The following is a 14,160-nucleotide window of genomic DNA, read 5'->3' as shown; positions in this document are numbered from 1 at the left end:
CACAAATGTGCTCCGCGTTGTGCCAAAGGCCGGACAGCCTTGTCCGTTTTTCAAAGCCGGGGCCACATAGCATCATTTCCGCTATGAACACACAACTCTCGCTCCAGGAAATGGCCCGCGCGCTGCGCAATATGATCCGTACCGGGATTATCGTCGACATCGACCTGAGTTCAGGGCGTTGTCGAGTGCAGACAGGCGGCATCGTCACTCAGTGGTTGCAGTGGTTAACCCACCGCGCCGGACATTCACGCACGTGGTGGGCGCCCTCGGTCGGCGAGCAGGTTTTACTGCTGGCGGTCGGCGGCGAACTCGACACCGCCTTTGTGCTACCGGGTATTTTTTCTGACGACAACCCGGCGCCTTCCGTTTCGGCGGATGCCTGGCATGTCGCCTTCCCCGATGGCGCGGTGTTCGAATACGAACCACAAAACAGCGCGTTGAAAGTCAGCGGCATTAAAACCGCCGACATCACCGCCTCCCAATCCGTCACCGTCACTGTGCCGGAAGTGAAGGTTGTTGCCTCCACCCGCATCACGCTTGATACCCCGGAAGTGGTCTGTACCAACAAACTCATCACCAGCACGCTGGAGGTGCAAAAAGGCGGCACGATGAGCGGCAATATTTCGCACAGCGGCGGTTCGTTGTCCTCCAACGGCAAAGTACTGCATACCCATCAACACCCCGGCGACAGCGGCGGTACAACAGGAGCGCCTCTATGACAGTGCAATACATCGGCTTTGACCGCATCACCGGCCAGCGTCTGACCGACACCGAACATATCCGCCAGAGCATCAGCGATATTCTGCGCACACCTGTTGGCTCACGGGTCATGCGCCGCGATTACGGCTCGCTGCTGTTTGAGATGATCGACCAGCCACAAACCCCGGCGCTGGCGCTGCAGATTCAGGCCGCCTGCTATATGGCACTGTTGAAATGGGAACCGCGTATCACGCTGAGCGCAGTAACAACCGAACGGCAGTTCGACGGCAAGATGATTGTCAATCTGACCGGACAGCTCGCCAGTACCGGCGAATCCCTTTCGTTAACCCTTCCAGTGAGTTAAAACCATGCCGATTATCGATCTGAGCCAGTTGCCCGCGCCCAATGTGGTTGAGGAACTTGATTACGAGAGTCTTCTTACCGAACGCAAGGCAACGCTTATTTCCCTGTTTCCTGCCGACGAGCAGGAGGCCATCGCCCGTACGCTGGCGCTGGAATCTGAGCCGCTAACTAAGTTTCTTGAAGAGAACGCTTATCGCGAAGTACTGTGGCGCCAGCGCGTCAATGAAGCCGCCCGCGCGGTGATGCTGGCGTACGCAGCAGGTAATGATCTTGATGTGATTGCCGCTAACAGCAATACCTCGCGACTGGTGATCACGCCTGCCGATAACAGCACCATCCCGCCGACTACCGCAGTGATGGAGTCTGATAAAGACCTGCGACTGCGTGCGCAGCAGGCCTTTGAAGGCTTAAGCGTGGCCGGGCCGGAAGGCGCTTATGAATACCATGGTCGCAGCGCAGATGGCCGGGTTGCCGATATCTCCGTGATCAGCCCAAATCCGGCGTATATCACCATCTCTGTGCTCTCACGCGAAGGCGATGGCAGAGCCAGCGACGAGCTGGTCGCCATCGTTGAAAACGCGCTGAACGCAGAAGATGTCCGCCCGATTGGCGACCGTGTGACGGTACAAAGCGCGGAAATTGTGCCGTACCAGATTGACGCCACGCTCTATTTTTACCCGGGACCAGAATCGGAACCAATTCGTCAGGCCGCCGAACAGCAACTTAAAGCCTATATCACCACACAGCGCCGGCTGGGTCGCGATATCCGCCAGTCGGCCATTTACGCTGCGTTGCACGTTGAAGGTGTGCAACGCGTAGAGCTGAGCGCGCCGCAAAGCGATCTGGTACTGGAGAAAAACCAGGCCTCGTACTGCACCGCCTGGAGCATTAATACAGGAGGCACCGATGAGTGATGACCGCCTGTTGCCCGTTGGCTCCTCGGTTCTGGAGGTGGCAACGGCAGAGGCAGCGGCTCAAATCGAACGCGTACCGGTGCCGCTGCGCACGTTATGGGATCCACTAACATGCCCGGCAGATCTGTTGCCTTACCTGGCGTGGGCGCTCTCTGTCGATCGCTGGGATTACAACTGGCCCGAGGCGACCAAACGTAAAATTATCGCCTCCGCTTTTTTTGTTCATCAACACAAGGGAACCATTAGCTCATTACGACGCGTTGTTGAACCGCTCGGCTACTTGATTGAGCTGCGCGAATGGTGGCAGGAGAATGCTGAACCCGGCACGTTCCGGCTGGTCATTGGCGTGCAAGAGAATGGTATTACCGAGCAGATGTACCAGGAGCTGGAGCGGCTGATCAACGATGCCAAACCAGCGAGCCGCCATCTTTCGGAATTGAACATTAGCCTCAGCACCAGCGGCGAGTTTTATGTTGGCGTCGGTTATTACCTCGGTGAAGAACTGACGGTTTATCCTTACATGCCGGAAGAGATTGTGGTTGGTGGCGAGTATTACCCCGCTTCTGCTATTCATCTTATTGATGATGTCTATATCTCATAACCCACCACATTACTGAAACGGGCTGCGGCCCGTTTTTTTTCATCACGCTTGTTGTGTCAGTAAGTAACCAACGCCGCTCAATGGTGTTCGTCTGTGGCTGAACGGAAAATAGCGTCACCGTTCATTCTTCACCAAACAACCTGAGAGTTAACGCATGACTGCCAAATATTTTGCCATTCTGACCAATCAGGGCGCTGCAAGGCTGGCAAACGCCACCTCGCTCGGCACAAAACTTAATCTCACGCAGATGGCGGTTGGCGATGCCAACGGCGTACTACCGATGCCAGACCCATCGCAAACAAAACTGCTCAACCAGCAGCGTATTGCACCGCTGAATCGACTGTCGGTAGATCCTAATAACAGCAGCCAGATAATTGCCGAGCAGGTTATCCCGGAAACGGAAGGCGGTTTCTGGATCCGCGAAATTGGCCTCTATGATGATGCGGGTGTACTGATTGCGGTCGCTAACTGCCCGGAAACGTACAAACCGCAAATGCAGGAGGGGAGCGGACGCACGCAGACGATTCGCATGGTGCTCACCGTCTCATCAACGGCTGCCGTCACGTTGAAAATCGACCCGTCGGTGGTGCTGGCGACGCGGCAGTATGTTGATGACAAAGCGATTGAAGTGCGTACATATGCAGATAACCTGATGAGTCAACACGTCGCAGCGGGCAATCCGCATGCGCAATACCCTCTTATTGCTAATGCATTGAAAGAGATGGCGAATGCTGGGCTTGTCAGCAGTGTGCAGACCAATCTAGGGCTGAGTTCCCTGGTGCAGGCAGGAACCGCAAGTGGCTTGCTGGCCACCGCCGGTTATTTTCAGATCCCCGGTATTTTGAATGGTGGTAAACAGGCGCTAATTATTCAGTGGATGAAGGTAGGAACCAGCGCGACCAACGGCGAGAACTCTGTCTTCACATGGCCAATGGCCTTTCCGAACGCCTGCCTGAATACACAAGTCACCTATACCGAAAGCTCAGCACCCTTCACCGATATCACGCAGCCCATTTTTGTTGTGGCAAAATCCTTACAGAACGTCACTATCCGTTCTTACACCGGTGCATCCAATGGTATAGACATTCTAGCGATCGGTTTTTAATCACCTCGTTAACTTTCCACGGGCTGCGGCCCGTTTTTTCTTGGGTAGCGGCGTTTACCCGACCAGGATCACCCCACAGGCCTGATAAGACACAGCCGTCAGCAGGCCATTCCCCTCAGGGTTGTATCACCTGGTAACCAACCTTAACTGATAGGCCCCGCCCCAATGTGCCCCGGACAATACCGTTTACTCAATCGATAACCTGAGAGTGAACGCATGACTGTAAAATATTTTGCCATTCTGACCAACCTGGGCGCGGCGAAGCTGGCGAACGCAACTGCGCTGGGCACCCAAATCCATATTACGCAAATGGCTGTTGGCGATGGCAACGGTAGCCTGCCTACGCCCGACCCGGCACAAACCCAGTTGGTTAACCAAAAACGCATCGGCGCAGTAAACACACTGACAGTCGATGCAGCGGATACCAATCAAATTATCGCCGAGCAGGTGATCCCGGAAAACGAAGGAGGATACTGGATTCGCGAGCTGGGTCTCTTTGATAGCGATGGCGTCCTGATCGCCGTCGCCAATTGCCCGGAAACCTACAAACCGCTGTTAGGCGAAGGTAGCGGACGCACGCAGACGATTCGTATGGCGCTGATTGTGTCCTCTACCGCAGCCATCACACTCAAAATTGATCCGTCAGTAGTGCTGGCGACGCGCAAGTATGTCGATGACAAGGTTATCGAAGTAAAGGCCTATGCTGATAACCTGTTGAGCCAGCATATTGCAGCCAGCAATCCGCATACTCAGTACGCGCCGATTGCCAGTCCCACGCTGACCGGAACACCCAAAGCGCCCACAGCGGGACAAACGGCAAATGATACTCAACTGGCCACCACGGAATTTGTTAAAACGGCAATATCAACGTTAAACCTGGGTGACGGTTCAGCACTGCCGGTTGGCGTGCCCATTCCCTGGTCATCGGCGACACCGCCGACAGGCTGGCTGAAATGCAACGGTGCGGCGTTCAACGCAGCGCAATACCCGAAGCTGGCGGTGGCGTATCCCGGGCTGACTCTGCCGGATCTGCGAGGTGAGTTTATCCGTGGATGGGATGATGGAAGGGGTGTTGATACGGGGCGGGCAGTGATGAGCACTCAAGGTGACGCAATCCGTAATATCAGGGCTGGTCTAGTCGCTTATACAGTTGGCGCCTCAGGTTCTGTGGTGACACCAACTGGCGCAAGCGGTTCATTCTCTATCACTAACTCAGGGAATAACAATGTAAATACCCCTGTAGTTCAGTCCTCAGTGCCGGTAACAAACTATGGCCTCTTATTTGATGCGTCACTGACAGTGCCTACTGCTGTTGAAAACAGACCGCGTAACGTAACATTTAACTACATTGTGAGGGCTGCATAATGACATCAGCAGTATTGGATAACGCAAAAATCGCTACCACAGCAGGACACATCACCGCTTACAGCTTTTCTACGCAAACCGGCGAATTTACCGGGTCCAGCGAAGAGTTTTTAGCGATTGGCGTAGGTCTTCCCGCCGGTTCAACAGATATTGCTCCCGGTGCCGTTGCTGAGGGATGTGTGGCTGTTTTTACGGGGAGTGCGTGGGAGCAGAAAGAAGATCATCGCGGGAAAACCGTCTATTCCACGGCCGATCTTAGCGCCTCAATAGTCGATTATATCGGCCCGCTTAAAGAGGGAGTTGTTGCTACTGAGCCCGCGACGCCCTATGACAGCTGGAATGGAAGTGCATGGATTACGAATGCCGAAGCACAACACGTAGCCGCAGTTCAGGATGCGCAGGCGCTTCGTCAGCAACATATCGATACGGCGATGTCATCAATCAGCGTTATACAGCTTAAGTTGCAGGCGGGCAGAACGCTGAATGACGCGGAAAAAAACCGGCTCGATCAGGTGCTGGATTATATCGACGCGATAAACGCCATTGACCTCTCTAGTGCGCCCAACATCACCTGGCCCACCGAGCCAGCATAAATCAACGGGCTACGGCCCGTTTTTTTTGCCGCCCTCCTGTTGTTTCATCCCCGCCCCAACCCCAACAAATAGCGCTGAGCCACTGCGGCCTGGAGAATAGCACTCACCCCAACACCACGGAGTTAAACGGATGAGTGATTATCATCATGGCGTTCAGGTCGTCGAAATCAACGACGGCACGCGCGTCATTTCCACTGTCTCAACCGCCATTGTCGGTATGGTATGTACTGCCAGCGATGCCGATGCGGCAACCTTTCCACTGAATGAACCAGTGCTTGTTACCAGCGTGCAAAGTGCCATCGCCAAAGCGGGCACCAAAGGTACACTGGCGTCTTCTCTGCAAGCCATTGCCGACCAGGCGAAACCGGTTATCGTCGTTGTGCGCGTCGCTGAAGGCAGCGGTGATGATGCGCAGGCGCAGACGATTTCCAATATCATCGGCACCACCGACGAAAACGGCAAATATACTGGCCTGAAAGCGCTGCTGACCGCCGAAGCCGTCACCGGCGTAAAACCGCGTATTCTGGGCGTTCCCGGTTATGACACGCTGGAAGTCGCTACCGCGCTGGCCCCCGTCTGCCAGAAACTGCGCGCCTTCGGTTATGTCAGCGCCTGGGGCTGCAAAACGATTTCCGATGCGATTAAGTATCGCGAGAACTTCAGCCAGCGCGAACTGATGGTGATCTGGCCGGATTTTCTCGCCTGGGATACGGTGGCGAACGCGACGGCAACCGCCTACGCGACCGCCCGCGCACTTGGCCTGCGTGCGTATATCGACCAGTCCGTCGGCTGGCACAAAACACTGTCCAACGTTGGCGTGAATGGCGTCACCGGCATCAGCACCCCGGTCTTCTGGGATTTGCAGGAGTCCGGCACCGATGCCGACCTGCTGAACGAAGCGGGTGTGACCACGCTGATTCGCAAAGACGGCTTCCGCTTCTGGGGTAACCGTACCTGCTCCGATGATCCGCTTTTCCTGTTTGAAAACTATACACGCACCGCGCAGGTTATCGCCGACACCATGGCGGATGCGCATATGTGGGCAGTCGACAAGCCGATCACCGCGACGCTTATTCGCGACATCATCGACGGTATCAACGCCAAGTTTCGTGAACTGAAAAGCAACGGTTACATCGTTGACGCCACCTGCTGGTTCGACGAGAGCGCCAATGACGCCGAGACCCTGAAAGCCGGGAAACTGTATATCGATTACGACTATACGCCGGTACCGCCACTGGAAAACCTGACCTTACGCCAGCGCATCACTGATAAATATCTGGCGAATCTGGTCTCCTCGGTCAACAGCAATTAAGGAGCCTGATAAATGGCAATGCCGCGAAAACTGAAATATATGAACGTGTTCCTCAATGGCTACAGCTATCAGGGGATCGCAAAATCCATCACGCTGCCGAAACTGACCCGCAAGCTGGAGAACTACCGTGGCGCAGGCATGAACGGTATCGCGCCGATTGATATGGGTCTTGATGACGACGCCATGGCAATGGAGTGGTCGCTGGGCGGCTTCCCGGATGAGGCTATCTGGGAACTGTATGGCGCAACCAGCGCCGATGCAGTGCCGATCCGCTTTGCGGGTTCCTACCAGCGTGATGACACCGGTGAAACAGTCGCCGTTGAAGTAGTGATGCGCGGTCGTCAGAAAGAGATCGACACCGGCGAGAACAAGCCGGGCGAAGATACCGAGTCCAAAATCTCCGTCGTTTGTACCTATTTCAAACTGACGATGGATGGCAAGGAACTGGTGGAAATCGACACCATTAACATGATCGAAAAAGTGAACGGCGTCGATCGTCTCGAACAGCACCGCCGCAATATCGGCCTGTAAGACCTACCCGGTCAGCCTGGCTGGCCGGAATTTCCCTTCGCTAACGCAATCTTGAGGATTTTATGAGCAACGAAACTGATAACGTCGTTACCCTGGAAACGCCAATCAAACGCGGCGAACAGCTTATCAACACCGTTACCCTGATGAAACCGAATGCCGGCACTCTGCGCGGTCTGAGCCTGGCGGCAGTGGCGAATGCTGAAGTGGATGCGCTGATTAAAGTACTGCCGCGCATCACCTCGCCTTCCCTGACCGAACAGGAAGTCGCCGCGTTGGATCTGGTGGATATGGTCGCGCTGGCTGGCAAGGTGGTCGGTTTTTTGTCGCCGGTTTCGGCACAGTAAATTTTCCGGCCAACCTGTCAGTTGACGATTTGATGGCGGATATCGCAGTGATTTTTCACTGGCCGCCGTCAGAACTCTATCCCCTGAGTCTGAGCGAGCTCATCACATGGCGCGAAAAAGCGCTTCAGCGAAGCGGAAATACACATGAGTAACAGCACAAATATTGACGCACTGCTCACGGCTGTTGACCAGGCGACGCGCCCGTTTAAAAACCTGCAAACGGCGAATGCTTCGCTTGCTGCCGGGATCAAAGAGACGGAGAAAAATCTGAGCGGGCTGTACAACCAGCTCGCCCAGGTTGAGGGTTTAACGCAGGCCGAAAAATCCCTTTCGACACTCAGCCTGCGCCTGCAAACCGTGCAGTTGCGCGCGCAAAAGCTGACGGAGCAAGGTCCGCCGACGCGCAGCCACGCCAGCATTCTTAACTTCACGCAGGAGCGTGTAACCACGCTTCAGCAACAGCACGAAACGACGCGCGGAGCGGTGATCGACCACCGGTTAACGCTGCTGCGCGCAGGTGTTGAACCAAACGCGCCGACCGCGGCGAAACTGCAACTGCAAAGCCAGATCAACGATCATCGCGCACAGCTCATCACACAACAGCAGGCGCTGAAGCAGGAGAACCGGCAAAAACGCGCGGAAAAAATCCAGGCGGGCCAGCAAACGATTCAGGGCATTGCCGGGAAAATCTCTGCGGTGGGCAACATCGGGATGTCCGTCGCCACTTCTGGCTTCAACATTGGCAAAAAACTGCTGCAGCCAGGCTATGAACAATCGCTGAAAAACAACGCACCGGTACAACCTGGCAGCGAAGTGAGTATCGCGGCAAATACGGTAAGTACGCCAAGTGCGGTAAGTGCGCCAGGTGCACTAAGTACGCCAAGTTCGGTAAGTGCGCTAAGTACGTCAAGTGCGCCAGGTGCGCCAGGTGCGCTAAGTGCGCAAAGTGCGCAAAGTGCGCTAAGTACGCCAAGTTCGGTAAGTACGCCAAGTGCGGTAAGTGCGCCAAGTGCGGTAAGTACGCCAAGTGCGCTAAGTGCACAGGTTGGCAATCTCGGTACCGATTTACAGGCGCTGCAAAGTGTTTATCAGTCGCTAAGCGTGGATATTTTCAGTACGCAAGAATCCTCCCTGCGCCAACTGGTACAAACCGCCACCCAGTATCTGGGGCAACTGCAACAGTGGGTGCAGAACAACCAGGGCCTGGTGCAAACCTTCGGTCTGATTGCCACTGCCGTGGTCGGCGTCGCCGGGGCGATTGGCACGGTGGCGGGTGTTATCGCGCCGGTCTTTACGGGCATCAGTACGCTGATCACCATCGCGACGACTTTTGGCAGCGTCTTTACTACCGTCTGCGGCGGGATTATGGCGGTGCTTGGTTCGCTCACGCTACCGATTGTCGGCGTAATTACCCTTGTTGCCGCCGCCGCGCTGGCCATCTACACCTACTGGGAACCGATTAGCGCCTTCTTTGGTGGCGTAATGGCCGGGATTAGCGCCGCGTTCGCCCCGCTTGCCGGGCTATTTGCGCCGCTACAACCGCTGTTTGATCTCATCGGCAACGGCTTGCAGAACATCAAACAGCTGTTCAGCGATCTGATTACGCCGGTGCAGGCCAGCCAGGAAACGCTGAACCAGTGCGCAAAAGCGGGTTTCTATTTCGGCCAGATGCTCTCTGGCTCCATCGCGCTGGTGATTGAGGGCGTAAAAATATTGGGCAGCAGCCTGAGCTGGGTACTGGAAAAGCTCGGGATTATCGACAAAAAACCGGTGCTTGAGGTACCGAAACCACCGACAGACGCCAGCGCTAGCCAGAGCTACATTCAGCCAACCAGCACAATGCCGGGTTTTAACAATTACCAGGCAGCCAAACCCGCTGGCGGTAATTCGTATGTCGACCAGAGCAAAACGGAATATAACGTCACGTTACAAGGCGATATCGCCCCCGGTAGCAACAACGAGCGCTACCTGCAGGATCTGTTCCGTCAGGACGCGGCAAATAAACGCAACAGTACCCTTTCGCAATTCAATCCATCAGGAGGGTTTTAATTATGATGCTGGCGCTGGGACTTTTTGTCTTTATGCGGCAAACGCTGCCATTCCAGAACCTGAGCCGCACCTCTACATTTACCTGGAGCAGCAACGCGCGTGTTGGTAAACGCGCGGCGTATCAGTATATCGGTCCAGGCGAAGATACCCTCGAAATAACCGGCGCGCTCTACCCGGAGCTGACTGGCGGCGTGCTGTCGCTGGCAGCCTTGCGCCTGATGGCTGAACAGGGCGGAAAATGGCCGCTTATCGACGGCACGGGAATGATTTACGGTGTGTATGTTATAAGCGGCGTCAAAGAGAACGGCTCCGAATTTTATAGCGACGGCTCGCCGCGTAAGATCAGTTTCACACTGAATTTGACCCGGGTCGACGAGTCGCTGCTCTCCATAGCAGAAGATATGTATACGAAAGGCAGCAAACTGCTCAACGATGCCACCAAAATGCTGGGGAGTCTCGGATGATTGACGCTCTCGATAACGATCTGACGCGGGGAGACGCCCCGGCGTTTAAGCTGGAGCTGAACCAAAAACCCGCCAGTGGCAACAGCAGCGCCTCTGCGGTAAAAAACGGCAACAGCAAAGACGAAAAAAAAGACATTACCGCCAGGCTCGCTCCGCGATTAGTCGCGCTCACGGTCACGGATAACCGCGGTTTTGAAGCCGACACGCTGATACTGACGCTGGATGACAGCGACGGCAAAATCGAAATGCCAGAACGGAACGCGCTGGTTAACGTCTCGATTGGTCGACAAGGCTCGGTGCTCACCAACATGGGAAGTTTCTTTATCGACCAGGTCACACACCGGGGCACACCGGATCAGCTAGTGATTACCGGGCGCAGCGTCGATTTTCGCAATGATATGAACACCCCAAAAGAGCGGTCATGGCATGACACAACGCTTGGTGAGATCGTGAAAGATATTGCCTGGCGCAATTCGCTGAGCGCCAGCGTCTCGCCGGAACTGGCCGGTATTAAGATTGCACATATCGACCAGTCCAAAGAGAGCGACATCGCGTTTCTCACTCGGCTGGCTATCCGCAACGGCGCTGAAATCGCCGTAAAATCGGGCGTACTGATTTTTCTTGTGCCGGGTAAATGCGTACGGGGCGGTAAGGCCGTATCCACCGTGACTATCAGCCGTAGCGATGGCGATTCTCACACGTTTGATTTAACCGATCGTACGACGTACGGCAGTATCATTGCGCGCTGGCAGGATACTAAAACGCCTCAGAAGCAGGTTAAACAGGTAAAACTGACGCGCAAAAGTGCCGGCACACAGCAAGCGTCAACGGATTACCTCGCCGGTTCAATAGAGAATGTCAGCATCCTGCAAAACATGTTCGCCTCCAAAGATGAAGCCATCCGCGCAGCAGAAGCGGAATGGCTACAACGTCAGAGAAATGCCGCAATATTTAGCCTGACTCTCGCACAAGGACGGGCCGACATCGCGCCGGAAACGCCCATCCGGTTATCAGGCTTTAAGGATGTGATCAATAAAACGCCCTGGGTGATCAAGAAATTAACTCATGGCATTGATCAAAAAGGCTTTATTACAAAACTGGATCTGGAAGCCGACATCCGAAACGTGGAGTATGAAATGGAGGAATCCAGCGTCTGAAACGTCAAATGCAACCATTAACTTGCATTTGCAAGTTAATGGTTTATTATTGCAGCATGTTAACGAGGGAGAACCCACCATGATGCATTGCCCGGTATGCCAGCAAGCGGCGCATGCGCGCTCAAGCCGCTACCTGAGTTCCGAAACCAAAGAGCGCTACCATCAGTGTCAGAACATCCAGTGTGGCTGCACATTTGTCACCCACGAGTCGCTGGCGCGTTACATTGTCCGGCCACCGGCGACAGAAGCCTCTCCCCATTCAACACGATAATTGCTTTCCCTCAGCCTGCGCCAGCAGGCTTTTTTTTCGCCTGTCGCCGTGGCGATTCGCTGCCGCCATTCTGCCGCCATCGCCAATAAAAAAGGGGTTAGCATTACGCTAACCCCTTGTTCTATAACACGCTTTGGATGTAGCGCGTGCGTTTTATCAGTTAAGACGCTCTTTAATACGAGCAGACTTACCGGTACGCTCACGCAGGTAGTACAGTTTAGCTTTACGTACAGCACCACGACGTTTAACAGCAATGCTGTCAACTACCGGAGAGTGAGTCTGGAAGACACGCTCAACGCCTTCGCCGTTGGAAATTTTACGAACAGTGAATGCAGAGTGCAGACCGCGGTTACGAATAGCGATAACCACGCCCTCGAATGCCTGCAGACGTTTTTTGGAACCTTCAACAACCCATACTTTCACTTCCACGGTATCACCCGGACGGAAGGAAGGTACGTCCTGCTTCATCTGCTCTTGTTCAAGTTGCTTAATAATGTTGCTCATAATTTAATCTCTTATCCTGGGTAAACTGATATTCGGGGGTGTATTACACCTGCCCATCATGTTTGTGTTGCTGTTGCGCGTGTTCTCGTCGGAACTCCGCCAGCAACCTTGCTTGCTCTTCAGTCAGAGCCAGGTTTTCCAGAAGTTCAGGTCTTCTAAGCCAGGTTCGGCCCAGCGACTGCTTCAAACGCCAGCGACGTATCTCAGCATGGTTTCCCGACAGTAAAACCGCCGGTACTTCCATTCCTTCTAACACTTCAGGTCGGGTGTAGTGAGGACAATCCAGCAACCCGTCAGCAAAGGAATCTTCCGTTGCCGATGCTTCGTGCCCCAGTACCCCCGGAATAAACCGGGAAACCGAGTCAATCAGCGTCATTGCTGGTAACTCACCACCGCTGAGAACGTAATCGCCGATAGACCATTCTTCGTCAATCTCGGTTTGAATTACGCGCTCATCTATCCCTTCGTAGCGACCACACACCAGAATCAACTTCTGATTGGTAGCCAACTCGCTAACGCCTGCTTGATCAAGCTTGCGTCCCTGAGGCGACAGATAAATCACTTTGGCGCCTTCGCCCGCCGCGGCTTTTGCTGTATGAATGGCGTCCCGCAACGGGTTCACCATCATTAACATCCCCGGTCCGCCGCCGTAAGGACGATCGTCCACGGTACGGTGCCGGTCATGAGCGAAATCACGCGGACTCCAGCTCTGGATGCTCAGCAGGCCATTTTTTACTGCCCGGCCAGTTACCCCGTAGTCGGTAATCGCGCGGAACATTTCAGGAAACAGGCTAATTATGCCAATCCACATAGCGCCGTCTTTTACCGTATATCCGGAGGTTTAAAAACCAGGATCCCAATCTACTTCAATGGTTTGAGTAGCGAGATCGACTTTCTTGATAACCTGCCCATTGAGGAACGGAACCAACCGCTCCTTGATACCAAATGCATCTTTCAGGTTTGCCTTGATGACGAGAACGTCATTAGACCCGGTTTCCATCATATCGACGACTTTACCAAGGCTGTAACCTTCAGTAGTCACTACCTGGCAACCCATCAGGTCTTTCCAGTAGTAGTCACCCTCTTCCAGTTCCGGCAACTGCGAGGAATCCACGACGATTTCGCAATTCGTCATCAGATTCGCTGCATCTCTGTCATCAATACCTTTCAGTTTGATGACGATGTCCTGATTGTGGTAGCGCCAGCTTTCCAGCTCAATGCTCTGCCACTGACCCGCCTTCTGGATAAACCAGGGCTGATAGTCAAAAATGCTTTCGGCGTCTTCAGTGGAAGAAAACACTCTGAGCCAACCACGAATTCCGTAAGAAGATCCCAGCTTGCCGACAACAATTGGCTCGACAGGGACCACTGCGGCTTGTTGCTTGCTCATCATGACCACCGTGACAGATTAAGCTGCTTTCTGTGCTTCTTTGATCAGCGCGGAAACGCGATCGGAAACAGTAGCGCCCTGGCCAACCCAGTGCTGAATACGATCCAGATCCAGGCGGGTGATTTCTTCTTTATCGGAAGCAATCGGGTTGAAGAAACCAACGCGCTCAATGAAGCGGCCGTTGCGTGCATTGCGGCTGTCAGTAACAACAACCTGGTAGAACGGACGCTTTTTAGCGCCGTGACGTGCTAAACGAATAGTTACCATAACATCCTCTTGTGTGAATAAAACACCAGGCCCCATCGAGGAACGGAGCCCGGTGTCATATTAAAAGCCCGAAAATTTTACTCATTTTTTGCTAAAAAGCAATCGACACGTGCGAATCTGTGAGGTGTGAGGCCGTCGGCATTGTCGTCAGTTTGGTGCCGACGTGCGCATAGTCAACGGAGCGTACACGCAGTACGTGAGCATTTTGAGCACACCCCGGCATCAAAATGG

The 14,160-nt window shown here is 54.3% G+C and carries 19 protein-coding genes; 15 read left to right on the top strand and 4 right to left on the bottom strand.

What is annotated here, in order from left to right:
* Nucleotides 1–83 precede the first annotated feature (83 nt).
* From BM427_RS23085 to BM427_RS23015, 15 genes are all read left to right on the top strand, one after another.
* Nucleotides 84–719 carry a phage baseplate assembly protein V gene (locus tag BM427_RS23085; protein ID WP_090126457.1) on the top strand — a complete coding sequence of 212 codons (636 nt, stop codon included), beginning with the start codon at nucleotides 84–86 and terminating at the stop codon, nucleotides 717–719.
* Nucleotides 716–1,063 (top strand): GPW/gp25 family protein, encoded by a 348-nt coding sequence (locus tag BM427_RS23080; protein WP_090126454.1) that lies wholly within the window; start codon nucleotides 716–718, stop codon nucleotides 1,061–1,063. Before BM427_RS23085 ends, BM427_RS23080 begins: the two co-directional genes overlap by 4 nt.
* Nucleotides 1,064–1,067: 4 nt before the next feature.
* Nucleotides 1,068–1,976: a baseplate assembly protein gene (locus BM427_RS23075; RefSeq protein ID WP_090126451.1), complete on the top strand. Its 909-nt coding sequence runs from the start codon at nucleotides 1,068–1,070 to the stop codon at nucleotides 1,974–1,976.
* Complete coding sequence (locus BM427_RS23070; protein ID WP_090126448.1) at nucleotides 1,969–2,577, top strand: phage tail protein I; 609 nt, start codon at nucleotides 1,969–1,971, stop codon at nucleotides 2,575–2,577. Before BM427_RS23075 ends, BM427_RS23070 begins: the two co-directional genes overlap by 8 nt.
* Before the next feature lie 154 nt (nucleotides 2,578–2,731).
* Entirely contained in the window at nucleotides 2,732–3,682 is a 951-nt protein-coding gene (locus BM427_RS23065) for a phage tail protein (protein ID WP_090126445.1), read from the top strand.
* 216 nt (nucleotides 3,683–3,898) lie between these two features.
* A complete protein-coding gene (locus BM427_RS23060) occupies nucleotides 3,899–5,047 on the top strand; it encodes a phage tail protein (protein WP_090126442.1) in 1,149 nt (382 codons plus the stop codon).
* Complete coding sequence (locus BM427_RS23055; RefSeq protein ID WP_090126439.1) at nucleotides 5,047–5,640, top strand: tail fiber assembly protein; 594 nt, start codon at nucleotides 5,047–5,049, stop codon at nucleotides 5,638–5,640. The genes BM427_RS23060 and BM427_RS23055 overlap by 1 nt, the downstream gene beginning before the upstream one ends.
* A 130-nt stretch (nucleotides 5,641–5,770) precedes the next feature.
* Nucleotides 5,771–6,952 (top strand): phage tail sheath protein, encoded by a 1,182-nt coding sequence (locus tag BM427_RS23050; protein WP_074773984.1) that lies wholly within the window; start codon nucleotides 5,771–5,773, stop codon nucleotides 6,950–6,952.
* 12 nt (nucleotides 6,953–6,964) lie between these two features.
* Nucleotides 6,965–7,483, top strand: coding sequence for a phage major tail tube protein (locus BM427_RS23045; RefSeq protein ID WP_007370716.1), 519 nt, complete (start codon nucleotides 6,965–6,967; stop codon nucleotides 7,481–7,483).
* Nucleotides 7,484–7,545: 62 nt separating this feature from the next.
* Nucleotides 7,546–7,827, top strand: coding sequence for a phage tail assembly protein (locus tag BM427_RS23040; RefSeq protein ID WP_090126435.1), 282 nt, complete (start codon nucleotides 7,546–7,548; stop codon nucleotides 7,825–7,827).
* A gap of 32 nt (nucleotides 7,828–7,859) precedes the next feature.
* Nucleotides 7,860–7,979, top strand: coding sequence for a GpE family phage tail protein (locus BM427_RS23035; RefSeq protein ID WP_061493592.1), 120 nt, complete (start codon nucleotides 7,860–7,862; stop codon nucleotides 7,977–7,979).
* Nucleotides 7,972–9,876 carry a phage tail tape measure protein gene (locus BM427_RS23030; RefSeq protein WP_090126432.1) on the top strand — a complete coding sequence of 635 codons (1,905 nt, stop codon included), beginning with the start codon at nucleotides 7,972–7,974 and terminating at the stop codon, nucleotides 9,874–9,876. The genes BM427_RS23035 and BM427_RS23030 overlap by 8 nt, the downstream gene beginning before the upstream one ends.
* Before the next feature lie 2 nt (nucleotides 9,877–9,878).
* On the top strand, nucleotides 9,879–10,340 hold the full coding sequence (locus BM427_RS23025; RefSeq protein ID WP_090126429.1) for a phage tail protein: 462 nt from the start codon (nucleotides 9,879–9,881) through the stop codon (nucleotides 10,338–10,340).
* On the top strand, nucleotides 10,337–11,497 hold the full coding sequence (locus BM427_RS23020; protein WP_090126426.1) for a contractile injection system protein, VgrG/Pvc8 family: 1,161 nt from the start codon (nucleotides 10,337–10,339) through the stop codon (nucleotides 11,495–11,497). The genes BM427_RS23025 and BM427_RS23020 overlap by 4 nt, the downstream gene beginning before the upstream one ends.
* A gap of 79 nt (nucleotides 11,498–11,576) precedes the next feature.
* Nucleotides 11,577–11,768: an ogr/Delta-like zinc finger family protein gene (locus tag BM427_RS23015; RefSeq protein WP_090126423.1), complete on the top strand. Its 192-nt coding sequence runs from the start codon at nucleotides 11,577–11,579 to the stop codon at nucleotides 11,766–11,768.
* Between the two features lie 156 nt (nucleotides 11,769–11,924).
* On the opposite strand, the gene rplS is transcribed toward BM427_RS23015, so the two are convergent.
* The 4 genes from rplS to rpsP are packed head-to-tail and all read right to left on the bottom strand — an operon-like array spanning nucleotide 11,925 to nucleotide 13,929.
* A complete protein-coding gene (gene rplS / locus BM427_RS23010) occupies nucleotides 11,925–12,272 on the bottom strand; it encodes a 50S ribosomal protein L19 (RefSeq protein WP_002914145.1) in 348 nt (115 codons plus the stop codon).
* A 43-nt stretch (nucleotides 12,273–12,315) separates the two neighbouring features.
* Nucleotides 12,316–13,083, bottom strand: coding sequence for a tRNA (guanosine(37)-N1)-methyltransferase TrmD (trmD, locus tag BM427_RS23005; protein ID WP_090126421.1), 768 nt, complete (start codon nucleotides 13,081–13,083; stop codon nucleotides 12,316–12,318).
* A gap of 30 nt (nucleotides 13,084–13,113) precedes the next feature.
* Nucleotides 13,114–13,662, bottom strand: a complete 549-nt coding sequence (rimM, locus tag BM427_RS23000; protein ID WP_090126418.1) for a ribosome maturation factor RimM — start codon at nucleotides 13,660–13,662, stop codon at nucleotides 13,114–13,116.
* A gap of 18 nt (nucleotides 13,663–13,680) precedes the next feature.
* Nucleotides 13,681–13,929, bottom strand: a complete 249-nt coding sequence (gene rpsP / locus BM427_RS22995; RefSeq protein ID WP_090126415.1) for a 30S ribosomal protein S16 — start codon at nucleotides 13,927–13,929, stop codon at nucleotides 13,681–13,683.
* Nucleotides 13,930–14,160: the final 231 nt, after the last annotated feature.

Source organism: Kosakonia arachidis, assembly GCF_900116535.1.
Lineage (GTDB): Bacteria > Pseudomonadota > Gammaproteobacteria > Enterobacterales > Enterobacteriaceae > Kosakonia > Kosakonia arachidis.
Note: the sequence above shows the minus strand (reverse complement) of the source record. Positions and strands in the feature narration are given on the sequence as shown.

Excerpts from the sequence above, each read along its gene's own strand:
- BM427_RS23085 (WP_090126457.1), top strand. The coding sequence starts at position 84 with ATGAACACACAACTCTCGCTCCAGGAAATGGCCCGCGCGCTGCGCAAT.
- BM427_RS23080 (WP_090126454.1), top strand. The coding sequence starts at position 716 with ATGACAGTGCAATACATCGGCTTTGACCGCATCACCGGCCAGCGTCTG.
- BM427_RS23075 (WP_090126451.1), top strand. The coding sequence starts at position 1,068 with ATGCCGATTATCGATCTGAGCCAGTTGCCCGCGCCCAATGTGGTTGAG.
- BM427_RS23070 (WP_090126448.1), top strand. The coding sequence starts at position 1,969 with ATGAGTGATGACCGCCTGTTGCCCGTTGGCTCCTCGGTTCTGGAGGTG.
- BM427_RS23065 (WP_090126445.1), top strand. The coding sequence starts at position 2,732 with ATGACTGCCAAATATTTTGCCATTCTGACCAATCAGGGCGCTGCAAGG.
- BM427_RS23060 (WP_090126442.1), top strand. The coding sequence starts at position 3,899 with ATGACTGTAAAATATTTTGCCATTCTGACCAACCTGGGCGCGGCGAAG.
- BM427_RS23055 (WP_090126439.1), top strand. The coding sequence starts at position 5,047 with ATGACATCAGCAGTATTGGATAACGCAAAAATCGCTACCACAGCAGGA.
- BM427_RS23050 (WP_074773984.1), top strand. The coding sequence starts at position 5,771 with ATGAGTGATTATCATCATGGCGTTCAGGTCGTCGAAATCAACGACGGC.
- BM427_RS23045 (WP_007370716.1), top strand. The coding sequence starts at position 6,965 with ATGGCAATGCCGCGAAAACTGAAATATATGAACGTGTTCCTCAATGGC.
- BM427_RS23040 (WP_090126435.1), top strand. The coding sequence starts at position 7,546 with ATGAGCAACGAAACTGATAACGTCGTTACCCTGGAAACGCCAATCAAA.
- BM427_RS23035 (WP_061493592.1), top strand. The coding sequence starts at position 7,860 with ATGGCGGATATCGCAGTGATTTTTCACTGGCCGCCGTCAGAACTCTAT.
- BM427_RS23030 (WP_090126432.1), top strand. The coding sequence starts at position 7,972 with ATGAGTAACAGCACAAATATTGACGCACTGCTCACGGCTGTTGACCAG.
- BM427_RS23025 (WP_090126429.1), top strand. The coding sequence starts at position 9,879 with ATGATGCTGGCGCTGGGACTTTTTGTCTTTATGCGGCAAACGCTGCCA.
- BM427_RS23020 (WP_090126426.1), top strand. The coding sequence starts at position 10,337 with ATGATTGACGCTCTCGATAACGATCTGACGCGGGGAGACGCCCCGGCG.
- BM427_RS23015 (WP_090126423.1), top strand. The coding sequence starts at position 11,577 with ATGATGCATTGCCCGGTATGCCAGCAAGCGGCGCATGCGCGCTCAAGC.
- rplS (WP_002914145.1), bottom strand. The coding sequence starts at position 12,272 with ATGAGCAACATTATTAAGCAACTTGAACAAGAGCAGATGAAGCAGGAC.
- trmD (WP_090126421.1), bottom strand. The coding sequence starts at position 13,083 with ATGTGGATTGGCATAATTAGCCTGTTTCCTGAAATGTTCCGCGCGATT.
- rimM (WP_090126418.1), bottom strand. The coding sequence starts at position 13,662 with ATGAGCAAGCAACAAGCCGCAGTGGTCCCTGTCGAGCCAATTGTTGTC.
- rpsP (WP_090126415.1), bottom strand. The coding sequence starts at position 13,929 with ATGGTAACTATTCGTTTAGCACGTCACGGCGCTAAAAAGCGTCCGTTC.